We start from the raw sequence: 17,946 nt of genomic DNA, 5'->3' as shown, positions 1-17,946 counted from the left end.
CAGGAAAGGAGATCAATGCCACTTCATCTGAAAAAACTGTCGGTTGGGTCAACCAGTATCGAGAGCCTGACAGAATGGCATGATGAGGTGCTGAAACGTCGTGGACGCATCATGCATACCACGCGATCTTTTCCTCGTCGTGCTGCTGAAATTCTCCCGGGTGGAAGCATGTTCTGGATCATCAAGGGCCGGATGTGCGTACGGCAACTGATCGAGGAATTTGTCGAAATCGAGCGGGAAGATGGCGGTGTTTCCTGTGGTATCGTCTTGAAACCTGGATTGATGCGGGTGGTTGAACGTCGACACCGACCTTTTCAGGGCTGGCGCTACCTTGAAGAGGCAGATGCCCCGATTGATCTGCCTCTAGGTGATACACCGGACGATGTCATGCCCCTGGAAATGGCCGAAGAGCTGCGCGATCTCGGTCTGCTCTGATCCGCCTTGAATGATATCCGGCCCCGGGGCATAGGAGCTGGTGAAATCGCCGGAAATACATTTTTATTCAGGTGCAATGCCGGTGTTTTTCCATTCGGCCTCGGGCAGCAGGCTTGTTGCGATGGCGGTGGCGCGCTCAGGCATGGCAACGAAAGGTGCCTGGGCTTCGACGGGCATGGAATCGCGGACCTGCATCCGGATCACCACGATCACGGTCATGATAAAATGCATGATTGCCATGGTTGGGAAGAACGCCGAAGGCCCGAAAATTTTCATGCAATACCCGACGATTGGTGCGCCGAAAACAGCCCCGATACCGTTGATCATCACCAGCATCGACGACATGGCAATGATCTGCTTCGGGGTGAGATAGTCATTGGCATGAGCGATGTAGAGCGAATAGAGAGGCGTATGCACGCCGCCATAAATCAATCCGGCAAGCAGCAGGAGGGGAAAGCTGAGGCTTTCCGCCACAAAGCCGAGCATGGCGGTTGCGGTGGCCAGAATCTGGACCACGAGAATCACCGACCGGCGGTCAAAAATATCGGACAGTTTGCCGATGGGGTATTGCAAAATAAGCGCCCCTACCATGATCGAGGACATGAATATTGCAACTTCATTGAGGCTCAGCTGCAGTTTGTTGGCGTAGACCGCCCCCATGCCGAACAGCACCGCCGAGGTCATGCCGTTGAACCCCATCCCGATCACCGCCAGCGGCGAGACGTGATAGGCCCGGAGGAGTGATGTCTTTTCAGGCTCGGAAATTTCCGGCACTTTCGCGGCGGTCATGAGAATAGGAATAACGGCGATCGAAACCAGAATGGATACGATCAGAAAGAGGGTCACGTCGTCCGGCTCACCGGCTGAAAGCAACAGCTGGCCTATGATCAGCCCCATCATGCTCACGATCATGTAGATGGAAAGAAGACTGCCTCTTGTCCGGTTGTCGGCTTTGGCGTTGATCCAGCTTTCGGCAACAATATACATGCCCGAATAGGCAAAGCCGGTGATGATGCGCATCAACATCCATAGCGACGCCAGTTCAAACAGGGCATGGACAAGAATGGATGAAGAGGCCAGCCCGGCCAGTGCACCGAAAACCCGGACATGGCCCACCCGGCTTACCATCCTTGGTACGATTTTGGAGCCGAGAAGAAAGCCGAAGAAATACCCGGACATCACAAAGCCGGTGGTCAGGTCGCCAAAGGCAAGCTGTTCTGCCCGCGTGCCAAGCAGAATCCCCTGCAACCCATTTCCGGCCATGAACAGGAAAATGCCAAAAAACAAGGTCCATGAGGAGAGTAACGCTGCCTGCATTCTCCAAGCTCCTGTTCTGCCGTGTGTATTGAAATTTTGCGCAGATTTATCCTGCGATCTCCCCGCTCTCTACTCCCTTGACCGGGGATTTGCAATCGGAAAATTCCACGCTGGCAAATTTCCTGACAGCAGGGGTTTTCCGGCTAGGTTTTTGGGTGAAGGAAGAGTTCGAGCATGGCGCTGATCCCGCCGCAAAGTCTTTCGATTTCGACTTCCAGGGTTTCGCTATCCGAATGCCCGGTGAGTTGTTGAAATGTCTCGGGAAGAGATTTCTCCTCCTGAGGTCTCGAGCGGCTTTCCGGCAGGATCAGGCGTATCCATTGATGCAGCGCCGTGAGCCTTTCTGCCGCCATGCTGAGAAATTCTGCCTGTTCTTCATCCAGCAGTTTCTGCCGGGCCAGTTCCGGCACCGCAAGACGGGCAGAACGACAGCGGACAATATCTGTTGAATTCGGCATGAGTTGAAGCATCTGGGTTAGAAAATCAAGATCAAGAAGCCCGCCGTCACGATGGCGAAGATCATGGGCGGATGGCGCTGACATGGCTTTACGAATCCGCTGGCGCATCGAGATCACTTCTTCCCGCATATTGGCGGGATCCCTTGGTTTCTGCAACGCGTCGCTGATAACGGCCTCAACTTCATGGGCCAGCGATACAGCGCCGATTGTCCCGACAATCCGCGCCTTGAGCAGCGCGAAATGCTCCCACAACCAGGCTTCCTCCATCTGATACTGCCGAAAACTGCTGATATGAACTGCCACGGGCCCCGCATTGCCGCTTGGACGAAGCCTCATATCGACATTGTAGCATCTGCCTTCAGCGGTTGGTGCGGTGAGGGCGTTGATCATCTGCTGCACGAAGCGCGTAAACCACTGGCTTGCACTCAAGGATCTGGGGCCGGAGGAATTGGCATTTTCCGCGCAGTCATAAATGCAGATCAGGTCAAGATCAGACAACATAGTCATTTCCTCGGCCCCGAGGCGGCCAAGTGCCAGCACCGAAATGGAGCCACCTTCGATACCGCCATAGCGTTCGGTCATCTCGCGGTGAACGATCGGCAGAATGGCCTGGATCGAGATGCTGGCGATCATGGAAAAAGCCTTGCCAGCGGCGACAGGATCGAGCACTTCATGGAGCAGTTGCACCGCTACCTGAAACGACCAGTCACGTTGAATCCGCCTTAGGATATCGAGCACATCTTCGTAATCCCTCGCATCCTTGAGGGCTGTGTCCAACTCGGATTTGCGGTTTTCCCAGTTTATATCGACATCCCAGAAATCCTCATACATCAACCGGTCAACGACCATGGGGTGACGGACCAGTTGTTCCCTGAGCGATGGCGCGCCGGTCACGATTGCGCCAAGTGTGGTGGCAAGCCCGTCGTTGCTTTCAAGCAGGGAGAACAGCTGCAGCCCGGCAGGAAGCTGATCCACCAGCTGGGCAAAACTGATGAACGCCTGATCCGGATTGTCGGTTTCCGCAAATCGCCGTATAAGCTTGGGCAGCATCCGGCGCAGTTTTTCCCGTGACTGATCTGACCGTGTTGCCGGGGCGCGGCCAGCCATCCAGCCTTCGCATACCGCAAACAGGCTTGCCGGATCATGAAAGCCAAGAGAGGCCAGAAGATCTGCCGCATCCTCGCGGGTATCGGTATTGCCATAAAGCCAGTCACGGAAAGTGTCCTGCTCACCCTGATCATCTTGACCGATTGCCCTGATCAACGGTGCCGTATCAGCGGCGACCTGATCGCTCAGGCAGATCAGTGCTGCACGAAAATCATCGCTGTTCTCATGCCCGCAGAACGCCGCTATTGCCCGCATGGACTCGTCGCTTTTGGGCAGCTGATGGGTCTGAGCATCACCGATCATCTGCAAGCGATGTTCCAGCCGCCGCCAGATATAATAGGCATCGCTCAGCCGGGCAGCTTCTTCCGGGGTGATCCAGTTGCCGTCACCAAGCCTGCCGAGAGCTTTTGTCGTCTCCTTCTCGCGCAAGACCGGCTCTCGCCCCCCGGCGATGAGCTGATGCACATGGACAAAGAATTCAATCCCCCTGATCCCGCCGATACCTGTCTTGATGTTGAAGCCGAGAAGATGATCGTCGCGTGGGTCACGCCGCAGCATGACGCGCATATCCTCAAGCACGGTATAGTCAAGATGACGCCGCCAGATAAACGGCTGGATCGATTTGAGAAAATCTTCACCTGCCTTAAGGTTACCAGCGATGGGGCGGGACCGGATAAAGGCAGCTCTCTCCCAGGTTCGGGCCAGGGATTCGTAATAGCTGATGGCGGCATCACGCGGGATGGCGATGGGCGTTGCACCCGGATCCGGCCGCAGCCTGAGATCAACCCGCCAGCCGATCCCGTCGGCGGTAGGGGTGCTGAGAAGCGAGGTCAGGCGCCGTGCCCTTCGCACATATCCGGCGTTGGTGTTTTCATCCGCGCCAGGAAGGGTGATGATGATCAGATCAATATCGGAGGAGAAATTCAGCTCATTTGCCCCAAGCTTCCCCATTCCGAGAATAAACCACCCGTGATGGATCGCATCGCCTTCCGCCCCCTGGCCGCAAAGCCATCTTGCAACGCCTTCCACGGCAATGCTCGCGCAGCGGCTGAGCCAGGTTATCTGGGTTGCCAGCGGCGTTATCTCAAAGACATCCGACATCGCAACGAGATAATTCACCCTTCCGCGAAACCGGCGTATCGCGGCCATCACTTCATCTTCCTGGCCTGTCTTTGCTAGCCGATCATGAAAGACGGCTTCGGCCTCGGTGAATATTGCTTCTCCATCGCCGGTGAGAATGCGATCAAGGTCTTCGCCAAAACGTTGCTGCAGCCGATGCAGATAGGGCGCGATTGAGGTGATGGCCGCGACGATATCTGCCGGACCTTCGGGCTCCGGCGTTTCCATGCCGGAGGTGCGTTCACCCGGCCATCGGGGCGGGGCCTTGAAGATAGGGATCTGTGAATCACTCATGTCTTAACATACCACGGGATCAGACCTGGACAATTCTTCCCCCTTGAAGGATACGCCTCCAGGTCACAACACATCGCCATCCCAGCAGCAGGCTGCCCATCGCAAGGCCGAGAAACAATCCCCACCACATGCCGATCGGTCCCCAGCCAAGGCCACTGGCAAGGCCGATACCGCTCGCAACACCGACGCCCCAGTAACTAAAAGTCGAGGCCAGGGCAGGGATGCGGGTATCGTTGATGCCGCGGAGAATGGCGGTAAACACGGCCTGAAGGCCATCTACCAGCTGGAAAAAGGCAACAATCAGGACCATGGGAATGGCGATGGCCATCACCTGATCATATTGCGGATCGTCGGCATTGAGAAAGGCGGCAATGAAGATTTCCAGATCCGCAACAAGAAGAAGGGTGAGGGCAAGGCAGATCACAATGGTCAGCATCAGGGCCGTGATGGCGGCCCTGAAGATATCGCCGACATGCCGCCGTCCGGCCGCATGCCCGACACGGATGGTCGAAGCCTGGCTTATCGCCAGCGGCACCATAAAGGCAACAGCCGCGATCTGGTTGGCAATGCCCGAGGCGGCAACCGCGAGCGTGCCGAAAATACCGATATAAAGCCCGGCAAAAATGAACATCCCGGTTTCAGCCAGAAGGGTGATACCAATGGGAAAGCCCACCAGCAGCAGCCTTTTCATGATTGTCGTATCAAGCCTGAACATGCGGGCAAAAGGACGGGTGAAGCGAAAAGGTTTCCTCGTGGCAACATAAATCGACAGCATCACCGCCATGATGGTGAAGGTCAGGGTCGTGCCAAGCCCTATCCCGGCAATACCGAGGGCGGGCAGGCCAAACCAGCCATAGGCCAGCACCTGATTGAGCAACAGATTGATGCCGACACCGATCAGGTTGATGATGACCGGCGGCATAGGCCGGTTATGCGCCGAAACATAATGCCTGAGGACGAAATATATGTAGGTCGGGATCATCCCCGGAGCAAGCATGCGAAGAAATGGCCCGGCATCGCGGGCGACAGCCGGTTCCTGCTGCATGAAAAGCAAGAGGCTTTCACCATACCACATGGGGACCATGGTGATGGCGCCATAGATGGTGGCAAGCCAGATCCCCTGACGCATCACTCGTCTGGCCTCGCGCCGACGAAAAGCACCCAGCGCCTGGGCGGTAAGCGGGCTGACAGCGATGGTCAATCCGAGGGCAATGAAATAAAACGGCTGATAAAGGCGGTTTGCCTGGGTGCCGGCGGCAAGCGCATCGGTGCTGATCCACCCCATCATGAGAATATCCACCGTCCAGATGCCGATCATGGCAATCTGCCCGATGATCAATGGCAGGGACAGAAACAGGGTAGCCTTGGTGTGATGCTGCCAGGAGGCGGGAGCCGTCATGTAATTCCTTTAATTTCGATTATCCTGAGGATAGGCCTTTGATATCTGATTGGCCACCACATTCGTACAATCGAAGGGCGCAAACTGGTCTATCATGTCGCAGATAGAGGATTTTTCTTGAAGAACATTTCCATCAGTCTATTTCCTGTGCTAGTAGAACATGTAATCTGATCTGGCCTGTTTTTTTGCGGTTTCACTTAAGGCGCCAGTCAGATGTAGCTGAAACCGATACTGGAATATCAACAATGTTTAAATCTGGACTTGGACAATTTCTATCTGTCTTTTCCAAGTTGCTGATGGCTGTGGCGATCATCGGCCTTGGTGTAATCGGGTTTCGTGTGCTGGTTGCAACAAAACCTGAGGTAAGCCCGCAGCCGAGACAGGAAGTTGTTCGTCAAGTCACCTCGCATATCGTCAAGATCGAGGATGCGCGGCCTGTCTTGAGGGCGTTCGGATCCGTGAGTGCGACGCGCACGGCTAACTTGAGTTTTGCGATCGCCGGTGAGGTCAGCCAGGTCTCCGAGCAGATGCGCAACGGCGCTTTTGTTGCCGAAGGCGACGAGCTTGCCCGGCTCGATGATGAGTTGCTTGAACTGGCCAGAAACGAGATTGAATTGCAACTGGCCGCCGAAGAGGTCAATGTGGCCGAACTGGAAATTCAGCTTGATCTCAGGCAGCGCCAGTTCGAGCGGATCACCCAGATGAAGGCAGCTTCGGTGGCAAGCTTATCCGTGCTCGAAGAATCAAGGCTGGCGCTTTCCATGGCCAAAAACGCGCTCAGCCAGTCACGTTCTCGTGTTCTTCAGCTCCAGATAGCTTTGAGGCGGGCGGAAAAGAATCTCAGCGATACGGTGCTTCGGGCGCCATTCACCGGGGTCCTCTCGAAGATTGAAATCGGGGAGGGACGCGTGCTCTCTACTTCAACAAGCCTCGGGACGATCACCGATCTTTCCAGTCTTGAAGTCTCGTTTGTTGTGCCGGCTTCGGTCTATGCTGCGTATGACGATATTCTGGGGCAGAAGGTTGACATTTCATGGAAAACAGGTGGCCGCAGCGTCAGCACCGTGGACGGCCGGATTGTTCGCGCCGAAAGCAACGTGACAGCGAGCGAAGGCGGCGGCAGATTCTATGCCGTCCTGCCGGGGCCGGGCAAGGATCAGCATGCCCCGATCCCGGCCGGGGCATTTGTCGAGGTTGAGTTTGCCTCGGTTCTGCTTGAAGATATAGCGATCATTCCAGAAGCGGCGCTTTTCGACAATGATACGGTGTTCGTGATCATTGATGGTCGCGCCCAGGCCAGGAAGGTTGTGATCGAAGCCAAGACCAACGGGAAGATCTATGTCTCCGATGGCCTTGAAAATAACGATGAGATCGTTACCACCCGCATTCCCGGCCTTGGTGAAGGGGTTCGGGTTGAGGCGGATCGATCATGAACGCTTCGCCTTTTCTTCAATTCTTCATCCGCCACAAGACGGCGGCCAACCTCCTGATGATACTCATGCTGGTGGTGGGGCTCATCTCGCTTGAACGCCTGAACAGGCAGTTCTTCCCCAGTTTCGAAGTCGAACTGGTCGTGGTCAATGTCGGCTGGTCCGGGGCCACGGCAGAAGATATTGACGCCAATATCATCCAGCCGCTTGAGCCGGAACTTCGCACCATCAGCAACGTTAAAAAAGTCATCTCAAACAGTTACGAGGGCCTTGCTTCCGTCCAGGTGGAATTTGAATTCGGCGCGGATATGAAACAGGGGCTGGCTGATGTCGAGACAGCGGTCGGTCAGGTTGATTTCCCCGAAGAAGCCGATCAGCCCAAAGTTGTCCGCGGGGAGTTCTTCGATACGATCAGCAAACTTGTACTTTCCGGACCTTTCAGCATCGAAGCCCTGCGCAGCATCGCCAAATCCATCAAGGAAGATCTTCAGCGTCTTGGGGTCGACAAGGTGATCATCAGCGGCCTTCCGGATGAAGTCATCCGGATCGAGGTGAGCGAGACGGAACTTGCGAAACTGGGCATGCCGTTCAATGACGTCGCCAATGCCATCTCCCGGACCTCGCTTGACGTGCCGGCGGGACGTTTTGCCGATGGAGCGTTGCGTGTCCGGTCGCTTGGTCTGCGCCGCACCGCCGCCGAATACGAGGATGTCGAAGTGGTGATCCGGCCTGATGGCAGCCGTGTCCTCCTCGGCGATATTGCCACGATTACCGATGCGTTTGATGAACCCTATGTCAAGATCACCCGCAATGGGATGCCTGCGGTTGAACTGGAATTCAGGCGCGGCAAGACAAACGATTCCCTTGAAATAAATGACGTCATTCAGGACTGGCTTGCTGCCTATCGGACCAAGGCCCCGGAAAGTCTCATCATCGAGCAATATAATATTCAGGCCGATCTCATCCAGGAGCGGATTGCCCTCTTGCTGAAGAACGGGGCGAGCGGGCTTGTGCTGGTGGTGCTGGTCCTGTTTCTGTTTCTGTCGACGCGGGTGGCCTTCTGGGTGGCGGCAGGGATACCTGTTGCCTTTCTGGCCACATTCGGTGTCATGCTCGCCATGGGGCAGACGATCAACATGATCTCGCTCTTCGGGCTGATCATGGCGCTTGGTATCGTGGTTGATGATGCGATCGTCATCGGCGAGCATTCGGAATATCTGAGCCAGCGGCGGAATCTTCCCCTTGATCAGGCCGCCGGGCTTGCCGCCACCCGGATGGGTCCGCCGGTGGTGAGCGCGATGCTGACAACAGTGGCGGCATTTCTGCCGCTCTTTACCGTCAAGGGCATTATAGGTGAGATCATTTCGGCCATTCCGATGGTGGTGGTGGCGGTGCTCATCGCCAGCCTGATCGAAGTGTTTTTCATTCTGCCAGCCCATCTTGCGCATTTCGGTGGAGCATCAAGGAACAAGAGCTCTTTCCGGCAGTTCTTTGACGCGGGCTTCAATGCTTTCAGGGACGGGCCGTTTCGCAAACTTGTTTCCCTTTCCGTACGCTGGCGATATTCGACGCTCGCGCTGGCCTTTGGTCTGCTGATCCTCTCCATCGGCATGATGGCCGGTGGCAGGGTCAATTTCGTTTTCTTCACGTCACCTGAGGCGGATGTCGCCTTTGGCAATATTGTCATGGCGCCGGGGTCTTCCCGGAGTCAGACCGAAGTCATGCTGCGGGAGGTGGAACGGGCGCTCGAGGTCGCAGAAAAGAAGGTCACCGGCGGCGAGGGCGGGTTGATCCGCGTGGCGGTGGCATCACTTGGAACAAATCGCAACGCCGATAACCAGGAAGGCGATACCGGCGCGTCCGATATTCAGGCAGGTGTGGTGGTGGAACTGATAACCGCCGATCAGCGTCAGGTGCGGATGCGGGACTTCGTGAATGCCTGGCGAGATGAAATAAACCCCATGCCGGGGCTGGACAGGCTGACCGTCCGGGCCCCGACCGGTGGCCCGCCCGGGCGGGATATAGACATCCGGCTGATGGGGAATGATCTTGAAATTCTCAAGGCTGCGGCCACTGAATTGGTTGAGATTATCAAAACCATACCCACGGCCAATTCGGTGGCGGAAAATCTTTCCTATGGCGCAGAAGAACGTATCATTCGCCTGACGCCGCTTGGCAAGTCTCTCGGGTTCAGCGTCTCATCGGTGGGCCAGCAGTTGAGGTCGGCGCTGGACGGCGCGGTGGTGCGCCGCTTCCCCCGGGGTGATGAGGAAGTTACGGTCAGGCTCTCCCTTCCCGAAGATGAAACACTCACCGATAATATCGGCGGGCTGCGCCTGATTGCACCGGATGGGAGCTTTGTCCGTCTTGCCGATATCGCGACGGTTGAAAACCGCCTCGGCTTTTCGGTTGTCCGCCGTCAGGATGGTTTCCGTGAGGTGTCGGTCACAAGCGATCTGGATGCGACCGTCATCTCGACGCCGGAAGCGCTGGCAAAAGTGGTGGAAGCCGGATTGCCGGAACTGGCGGAGAAATACAATCTCCGCTATCGGTTTGATGGCCGTGACAGCGAACAATCCGAAGCTTTTGCCGATATGCAGACCGGCGGCATCATGGCGCTAGTCTGCATCTATGTCATCCTGGCCTGGGTGTTTTCATCCTGGGTGCTTCCTCTGGCGGTGATGATCATGATCCCCTTTGCGTTGATTGGCGCCGTGCTGGGGCATTACCTGATGGGGCTTACCATGACCATCCTTTCCATGTTTGCGCTGATTGCGCTGGCCGGAATTGTGGTGAATAACTCGATCATTCTCGTTGCCACGATCGAACGGCGACTGGAAGAGGTGGAAGGTGACCGGATGGCGGCCATCATTTCCGGGACGACCGACAGGCTGAGGCCTGTTCTTCTGACATCGATCACCACCATCTGCGGGCTTTCGACCCTCATGTTTGAAAAATCCCTGCAGGCGCAGTTCCTGATCCCGATGGCGACAACGATCGTCTTCGGCCTGGGGATCACGACACTGCTGGTGCTTTTTGTGGTTCCGTCCACGCTCGCCATTGGCAGAGATTTCAAGGTCATGTATCATGGCGTGCGGCGGATGTTTTCCAGCTCGCCATCTGCCGCGGAGTAGGGGATGAAACTTGCCAGGCTTGAACATGTTCGTTTCAACTCCGATGGGCTGGTGCCGGCCATCGCGCAATGCGCCGCCTCGGGTGACGTCTTGATGATGGCCTGGATGAGTGCGGAATCGCTTGAGCTGACCCTGCGGACACGGCGGGTTACCTATTTTTCCAGATCACGGCAGGAGTTGTGGGAAAAGGGGTTGACCTCCGGGCATACCCAGCGGCTGGTTGATGTGCATCTTGATTGTGATGGTGACACGATCCTGATGAAGGTTGAGCAGGTTGGCGCCGCCTGTCATACCGGGGAGCGCAGCTGTTTCTTCCGGTCTCTTTCCGGGGAATAAACATGTCCGGCCGGGATCAGAAAAAAGGGGCCAGCGGTCGCAGTTACCGCGGCTCGGCAGGGATCACCAAAACACCGAAAAAATCCCGTGGCAGATCGGAATCCTCGCGTCGCTGGATACAGCGTCAGCTCAATGATCCTTTTGTCGCCGAGGCTAAATCGCGTGGTTTCAGGTCTCGGGCTGCCCTGAAACTTGAGCAGATTGACGAAAAATTTTCCCTGCTCAAACCCCATGACAAGGTGCTAGATCTTGGCTGTGCCCCCGGCGGATGGCTGCAATATGCCAGCCAGAAAATCGGCCTGACCCAGGGGCATGGCGTGCTTGCGGGAATAGACCTTCTTGAATGTGATCCGGTTCCCGGCGCCACTATATTCAAAGGTGATATCAATGACGATGCCATGATGCATGCCCTGATTGACGTGATGGAAGGCAAAGCGGATGTTGTGCTTTCGGACATGGCGGCGGATACAACCGGACATCGCGCCACCGATCATTTGCGCACAACAGCTCTTCTTGATATTGCGCTCGATATGGCCGGCCGTATCCTTGCGCCTGGCGGGATATTCCTTGCGAAATGTTTTCGCGGCGGGGCAGAGAAATCCGCCCTTGATCTCATGCGACGTGACTTTGCGTCGGTCAGGCATGTCAAACCTGCCGCCAGTCGTCAGGAATCCGTGGAAAGTTATGTGCTGGCCATGGGATTTCGGGGCAAGCCACAAGATGATGACAATCCTCGCGAATAATCCTCAATATTTTGCCTTTTCAGCATCTCTAGGCTCTTCCCTGCGGCGTGGTGTTTGGGTATAATCCAATGCTTCCACCCATTGGAGGCATCATGCCAATTTCAGAAGCTCTCACTTTTGATGATGTACTGCTTCAGCCAGCGGCATCATCCATACTTCCGGGCGATGCCGATGTCCGGACCAGATTAACGCGCGATATCGCCATCAACATTCCGCTTGTTTCCGCTGCAATGGACACGATCACGGAAAACCGCCTGGCGATCACCATGGCCCAGCTTGGCGGCATCGGAATCATCCACAAGAACATGTCAGCCGAAGATCAGGCGCGGGAAGTCGCCATGGTCAAGAGGTTTGAGGCGGGGATGGTGGTCAACCCGCTTACTATCGAAGAGAACAAGACCCTCGGCGATGCGCTGGCCCTCATGCAGCAGCATGGGATCAGCGGCATTCCTGTTGTTGCAAAGGGATCGGATGTTCTGGTCGGTATTCTCACGAACCGTGATGTGCGCTTTGCCCTTGATCCATCGGAAAAGGTCTCCCAGCTCATGACACGTGATGTTGTCACCGCCCCGGAGCAGATCAGCCACGACGATGCGCGCAAACTGCTCCATGCCCACCGGATTGAAAAGCTGGTGGTGGTGGATGACAAAAACCGCTGTATCGGGTTGATCACGGTCAAGGATATGGAAAAGGCGGAAACCTACCCGAACTCGGCGAAGGATGCGTCGGGGCGTTTGCGGGTCGGGGCGGCGATCGGGGCAGGTCAGGATGGGCTCGAGCGTGCCGAAGCCCTGATGGCAGCGGGGGTTGATGTGCTGGTGGTGGATACCGCGCATGGCCATTCCGAAGGCGTGCTCAATGCCGTGGGTAATGTGCGTAAAATGGCCAATGACGTTCAGATCATCGCCGGCAATATTGCCACTGCCGAAGGCGCGGAGGCGTTGATCAAGGTTGGCGCGGATGCCGTGAAGATCGGGATCGGCCCGGGGTCGATCTGCACAACGCGCATGGTTGCCGGTGTCGGGGTGCCGCAATTGACGGCGATCATGGAAGCATCGGCTGTTTGCCGCAAGGCCGGGGTGCCAGCCATTGCCGATGGCGGGATCAAATATTCCGGTGATCTGGCAAAAGCCATCGCGGCAGGGGCGGATTGCGCGATGATCGGCTCCATGCTTGCCGGAACCGAGGAAACCCCGGGTGAGGTTTATCTCTATCAGGGGCGGTCCTATAAAGCCTATCGCGGCATGGGATCGCTTGGCGCGATGGCGCGCGGCTCGGCAGACCGGTATTTTCAGGCGGAAATATCCCAGCCGCTCAAACTTGTACCCGAAGGCATCGAAGGCCAGGTTCCCTATAAGGGGGAGGCGGGCGCAGTGATTCATCAGATGCTCGGCGGCCTTAAGGCGGCCATGGGATATACCGGCAATGCGACGATTGCCGAGATGAGCAAGAACGCCAAATTCGTCCGCATCACCGGAGCAGGGCTGAAGGAAAGCCATGTTCATGACGTGACCATCACAAGAGAAGCACCGAATTACCGCCCTGATTTTTAGGCCAGAAAATGACCGATACAATTCTAATCCTTGATTTTGGCAGTCAGGTCACTCAGCTGATTGCCCGCCGCCTGCGTGAAGATGGTGTCTATACCGAAATTCTGCCCTGCACGGCGGACCCTGACCGGATAGGAGCTCTTGCCCCGCGCGGGATCATTCTTTCAGGCGGGCCGAATTCGGTGGCCCTTGCCGATACCCCCAGGGCACCTGATATCGTCTTTTCTTCCGCGGTGCCGGTTCTTGGCATCTGTTATGGCCAGCAGACAATGTGCCAGCAGCTTGGCGGCAGGGTTGAGCCGGGCGAGGACCGTGAATTTGGCCGTGCCGATGTGACCGTAACCTCTTCATGCCGCCTGTTTGACGGGGTGTGGGAAGAGGGCAGTTCCTATCCCGTCTGGATGAGCCACGGTGACCGGGTGGTGAAATTGCCCGAAGGCTTTGCTGTTGTCGCAGCATCATCCGGGGCGCCCTTTGCTGCCATCGCGGATGAAGAGCGCGGCTATTACGGGGTGCAGTTTCATCCCGAAGTTGTCCATACGCCGGATGGTTCTGCCCTGCTTTCGCGATTTGCCAAAGGTGTATGCGGGGTCAAGGGCGACTGGTCCATGGCAGCATACCGGCAGCGGGCGATTGCCGCTATTCGTGAACAGGTGGGGGAAGAAGGCCGGGTGATCTGCGGTCTTTCAGGCGGCGTTGATTCATCGGTGACAGCGGTGCTGATCCATGAAGCCATCGGCGACAGGCTGACTTGCGTCTTTGTCGATCACGGGTTGATGCGCAAGGGTGAAGCCGAGGAAGTGCTGCAGCTTTTCGGGGGGCAGTACAATATTCCTCTTGTCCATGAAAACGCCGCCGATCTTTTTCTGGGCCGTCTTGAGGGGGTAATGGACCCTGAAGAAAAAAGGAAGATCATTGGCGCGACCTTTATCGATGTCTTTGACAAGGCAGCTGCACGCATCGAAGGCGCAGAGTTTCTCGCCCAGGGAACGCTCTATCCGGATGTCATCGAAAGCGTGTCGGCTTCGGGCGGGCCGAGCGTGACCATCAAATCCCATCACAATGTCGGCGGGTTGCCGGAGGATATGGCGCTCAAACTCGTGGAACCGCTCAGGGAACTTTTCAAGGATGAAGTCCGGGCGCTGGGGCGGGAGCTTGGCATGCCGGAAAATCTGGTAGGGCGGCATCCCTTTCCGGGGCCAGGTCTTGCCATCCGAATCCCGGGTGAGGTGAGTGCCGAGAAATGCGATATTCTCCGCCAGGCGGACGCAATCTATCTTGATGAAATCCGCAACGCCGGTCTTTACGATGAAATCTGGCAGGCATTTGCGGTGCTCTTGCCGGTGAAAACCGTGGGCGTCATGGGGGATGCGCGATCCTATGAGCATGTCTGCGGGCTTCGCGCGGTCACATCCACCGATGGCATGACCGCGGACTGTTATGCCTTCCCCCATGACTTCCTGATGCGTGTTTCAACCCGTATCGTCAATGAAGTCCGGGGCATCAACCGCGTCGTCTATGATATCACGTCCAAACCCCCCGGCACGATCGAGTGGGAATGAGGTTTATCTATTAAGTAATTGATTTTATTACAAAATATGTTAGGCAATTAGAAATGCTAAAAATTTAAGTCATTGTTTTGTAATGTAAAAAAACGACGACTTACAAACTTTCATACAAAGTATTGGAACTATTGCGATTCATAGAAATCTTAGTAGTTATCAATGTTGGGGCGAGAAAATAATGTCGATAGAAAAGTCTTTAGTTGAAGTGTTCTATTCTGAAGTTTGGAACAAAAAAAATTTAGAGAAAGCAAACGAGATTCTCGCGGAAGACTTTTTGTTTAGAGGCTCGCTTGGTAACACGAAAAAGGGAATTGATGGATTTTGGACTTATGTGGAATCTGTACATAATGCCTTATCGAACTATCAATGTATTATTGAAGAGATGGTAATTTCCGATAAGCAGATTGCTGCCAAAATGATTTTTAAAGGCATTCACAAAAATACTTTTTTTGGCATAGAACCCACAAACAAAATGATACAGTGGTACGGCGCTGCTTTCTTTAAATTTTCGGACAAAAAGATAACTGAACTATGGGTTTTAGGGGATGTTGATTCAATTAAAACTCAGTTGAACGCTTGATGTCTCATCAAGTTACAAACTTTGTAACTGTTGAACTCTAATTTGATAATTCCAAAACATCTCAATGTTCATTTTTTCTTAATTGATTTCTTAATACTTACAAACAACTTACAAACAAAAAATAAGATACATTTATAACAATGACTTACGCTATTGGAACTATTGAGTGGGAGTAGCGTCTCAGAGGCGTGGATATGCTCGGGTTTGGAGGAGCGGTCAAGGCCTTTGAAAAACTGGGGTCAAGAGCTTAGAATAGCAGGGCGCATAATCCGAGGAAGGGGCAGAAATGAGCCTGCGAAGAGTTCTGGCAGATTGCCAATTCCTGCGCCGTTTACTCTTCCCGTTGTTTCGCCGGATGAACGTGGAAGTCAGGTGGCGACATGATGTCACCCGCCGCGGGTTTTCGCTGATGACCTGGCTCCATAAGGGATACTGGTATTACGGAAACACCCGGGAGTTAAACGAGCTCAGTCGATTTGAAGAGTTCATAGACACCGGTGATTGCGTCCTCGAAGTTGGTGGCCATATAGGCTATGTTACGCAAGTCTTTGAGAAACTGGTCGGAGATACCGGCAGGGTTTTTGTGGCAGAGCCATCGCCGGTCAGCCGGAATTTACTGCAAAAAAATGTGTTGCCCGAAACAACAATCCTGCCCGTGGCGCTTTCAGACAAGGTCGGCGAGGCAGATTTCTACCTGGAAGAGTTTGGCGGCTTCATGAACTCGATCGACAAGGATTTCACCGAAAACTCCCACAGGGAATTGAGGAAATACCAGCACAAAACCGACAGTCAGGTAACCAGAATTTCGGTGCCTGTTTCAACGGTTGATGAAGTTTGCAACCAATATGATATCACGCCGAAGTTTATTAAAATCGATACAGAAGGACATGAAATCAACGTATTGCAGGGAGCATTTAATATATTGCCTTATGTGACGGCGCTGATGGTCGAGGTCACCAAACATCACTCGGAGGTCTACAATCTGATGTACGGGCTCGGTTTCCGTGCAAAAGATGAGGGGGGGAGGGAAATCACCGGGGAGTTTTTGGGCGGCAACATATTTTTCTATAAGTAGAGGTCAGCCTGTACGGTGATGCAACATGTCCGGGAGATATAGTGCCCGTGTTGTTCCCTTATTTTCTATTCAAGGTCTTCTTCGATGATCGTCCATTGCAGATGATAGCAAACCTCGCCATCTTCGCGGTCCTTGAAGATCACGCCCAGAAATTCCCCATCAAGGGTGACTTCGGCCGAATCTTCGGAAACATCATCGGCGCGGGGGCGCAGGGCAATCCCCGTATTCCCGAGTTTTCCGCGCAGAAATGTCTGGATTTTGAGCGCTTCCTGGCTATTCATGTAACTGTCCTTCCATGGTGTAATCAGGTGTTGACCAGTCTCGGCAGGCCGGTCAGGTAATCAAGTATATCCTGGAGCCGTGCACCGGTTTTCAGTGTTTTTTTCCGGTCCCTGAGGCTGAAGAGCCAACGATCCTTGCCTTTGAGCCGCCTTTTTTCGATCGTGTAGAGAGGCATTTCATGACTGGATCGGTAGATTGAAAAAAACGCCTGCCCTTCGAGGTGATCAAGCGAATAGTCCCGCCATTCACCTGCGGCAACACGCATTGCATAAACCCCAAGGATACGGGTGAGTTCCGGGCGCGAAAAATACCCGATACGTGACCTTTTGGTCGAGCTGGAATGTGTGCTTGTTTGTATATCTGAGCCGTTAATTATGCGCATAATAAGATTTGCAACAATTCCTGCTGGTTATTCATCCATTTCCTTAGTATGTTGCATGGCGTTGTCTATCTACGTCAAGATGCGATATGAAATTCTGATGCAAGAACAGAGAAAATCAGTATGAACGACTTCATTCACGAGATTAATCAGGAACTGCGTGAGGAGCGGAGACGAGCGCTGTGGAAACAGTATGGCAAATATGTCATTGCCATGGCGGTTGCGGTGGTGGTGCTGGTTGCCGGACGTCAGGGCTATGTCGGGTATCAGGAAAATGCCCGCCAGCAGGCCGCGGACAGTTTTCACGCAGCCCTTGCCGATGGGGGCATGGCCGAGTTGGAAAAACTGGCAGGCGCGGGCGAAGGCTACCCGATGCTGGCCCGGTTTCATCTGGCCGGCAAACTTGCGGCCACGGCTGATCCGGCGGCAGAAGAAGCGTATCTTGAAATTGCAAGAGATTCTTCCCTTGCGCTTGTCTACCGTGATGCGGCGATGATTCTTTCGGTCATGAACGCCGCTCCGTCCACCGATAGCGCCACCAGAAAAGCAAGGCTTGAGCCCATGGTTCAGGGAAGCGGGACCTGGCGCCTTTTGGCCGCCGAACTGCTGATCGGTCTCGCTATTGCTGATGGGGATATGGCGCAAGCCCGTGAACGCATCGACGGGTTGCAGGCTGAATCTGGTCTGCCCGCGGGTCTGAGCCAGCGTCTTCAGGTTATAGCGCAAGCGCTGGGGGAATGAAA

15 protein-coding genes are annotated in these 17,946 nt (G+C 54.9%); 10 read left to right on the top strand and 5 right to left on the bottom strand.

What is annotated here, in order from left to right:
• Nucleotides 1-15 precede the first annotated feature (15 nt).
• Nucleotides 16-435: a DUF1489 family protein gene (locus tag AB8880_06655; GenBank protein XDZ64615.1), complete on the top strand. Its 420-nt coding sequence runs from the start codon at nt 16-18 to the stop codon at nt 433-435.
• 63 nt (nt 436-498) lie between these two features.
• Here AB8880_06655 and AB8880_06650 read toward each other — a convergent pair whose 3' ends face one another.
• The 3 genes from AB8880_06650 to AB8880_06640 form a co-directional block, all read right to left on the bottom strand.
• Nucleotides 499-1,752, bottom strand: a complete 1,254-nt coding sequence (locus AB8880_06650; GenBank protein ID XDZ64614.1) for an MFS transporter — start codon at nt 1,750-1,752, stop codon at nt 499-501.
• 143 nt (nt 1,753-1,895) lie between these two features.
• Nucleotides 1,896-4,730: a bifunctional [glutamine synthetase] adenylyltransferase/[glutamine synthetase]-adenylyl-L-tyrosine phosphorylase gene (locus AB8880_06645; GenBank protein ID XDZ64613.1), complete on the bottom strand. Its 2,835-nt coding sequence runs from the start codon at nt 4,728-4,730 to the stop codon at nt 1,896-1,898.
• A gap of 19 nt (nt 4,731-4,749) precedes the next feature.
• Nucleotides 4,750-6,129 carry an MATE family efflux transporter gene (locus AB8880_06640; protein XDZ64612.1) on the bottom strand — a complete coding sequence of 460 codons (1,380 nt, stop codon included), beginning with the start codon at nt 6,127-6,129 and terminating at the stop codon, nt 4,750-4,752.
• Nucleotides 6,130-6,374: 245 nt separating this feature from the next.
• Between AB8880_06640 and AB8880_06635 the strand changes: the two genes are divergently transcribed.
• The 8 genes from AB8880_06635 to AB8880_06600 all read left to right on the top strand — a co-directional run bounded on the left by AB8880_06635 (nt 6,375) and on the right by AB8880_06600 (nt 16,542).
• Nucleotides 6,375-7,562 (top strand): efflux RND transporter periplasmic adaptor subunit, encoded by a 1,188-nt coding sequence (locus AB8880_06635; protein XDZ64611.1) that lies wholly within the window; start codon nt 6,375-6,377, stop codon nt 7,560-7,562.
• A complete protein-coding gene (locus AB8880_06630) occupies nt 7,559-10,693 on the top strand; it encodes an efflux RND transporter permease subunit (GenBank protein XDZ64610.1) in 3,135 nt (1,044 codons plus the stop codon). The genes AB8880_06635 and AB8880_06630 overlap by 4 nt, the downstream gene beginning before the upstream one ends.
• A gap of 3 nt (nt 10,694-10,696) precedes the next feature.
• Nucleotides 10,697-11,029 (top strand): phosphoribosyl-AMP cyclohydrolase, encoded by a 333-nt coding sequence (gene hisI, locus AB8880_06625; GenBank protein ID XDZ64609.1) that lies wholly within the window; start codon nt 10,697-10,699, stop codon nt 11,027-11,029.
• Nucleotides 11,030-11,031: 2 nt separating this feature from the next.
• Entirely contained in the window at nt 11,032-11,772 is a 741-nt protein-coding gene (locus tag AB8880_06620; GenBank protein ID XDZ64608.1) for an RlmE family RNA methyltransferase, read from the top strand.
• Between the two features lie 92 nt (nt 11,773-11,864).
• Nucleotides 11,865-13,325 (top strand): IMP dehydrogenase, encoded by a 1,461-nt coding sequence (gene guaB, locus AB8880_06615; GenBank protein ID XDZ64607.1) that lies wholly within the window; start codon nt 11,865-11,867, stop codon nt 13,323-13,325.
• A gap of 8 nt (nt 13,326-13,333) precedes the next feature.
• Nucleotides 13,334-14,884: a glutamine-hydrolyzing GMP synthase gene (gene guaA / locus AB8880_06610; protein ID XDZ64606.1), complete on the top strand. Its 1,551-nt coding sequence runs from the start codon at nt 13,334-13,336 to the stop codon at nt 14,882-14,884.
• A 181-nt stretch (nt 14,885-15,065) separates the two neighbouring features.
• Nucleotides 15,066-15,467: an ester cyclase gene (locus AB8880_06605; GenBank protein XDZ64605.1), complete on the top strand. Its 402-nt coding sequence runs from the start codon at nt 15,066-15,068 to the stop codon at nt 15,465-15,467.
• A 286-nt stretch (nt 15,468-15,753) separates the two neighbouring features.
• A complete protein-coding gene (locus AB8880_06600) occupies nt 15,754-16,542 on the top strand; it encodes an FkbM family methyltransferase (protein XDZ64604.1) in 789 nt (262 codons plus the stop codon).
• A 65-nt stretch (nt 16,543-16,607) separates the two neighbouring features.
• Here the strand turns inward: AB8880_06600 and AB8880_06595 are convergent, their stop codons facing one another.
• Nucleotides 16,608-16,823 carry a DUF3126 family protein gene (locus tag AB8880_06595; GenBank protein XDZ64603.1) on the bottom strand — a complete coding sequence of 72 codons (216 nt, stop codon included), beginning with the start codon at nt 16,821-16,823 and terminating at the stop codon, nt 16,608-16,610.
• 23 nt (nt 16,824-16,846) lie between these two features.
• Entirely contained in the window at nt 16,847-17,089 is a 243-nt protein-coding gene (locus AB8880_06590; GenBank protein ID XDZ64602.1) for a DUF2794 domain-containing protein, read from the bottom strand.
• A gap of 237 nt (nt 17,090-17,326) precedes the next feature.
• Here AB8880_06590 and AB8880_06585 point away from each other — a divergent pair, with 237 nt between their 5' ends.
• A complete protein-coding gene (locus tag AB8880_06585) occupies nt 17,327-17,944 on the top strand; it encodes a tetratricopeptide repeat protein (GenBank protein XDZ64601.1) in 618 nt (205 codons plus the stop codon).
• Nucleotides 17,945-17,946 lie beyond the last annotated feature (2 nt).

This window comes from Alphaproteobacteria bacterium LSUCC0684, assembly GCA_041228335.1.
Lineage (GTDB): Bacteria > Pseudomonadota > Alphaproteobacteria > Puniceispirillales > UBA1172.
This window is presented reverse-complemented; position numbering and strand designations above follow the sequence as displayed.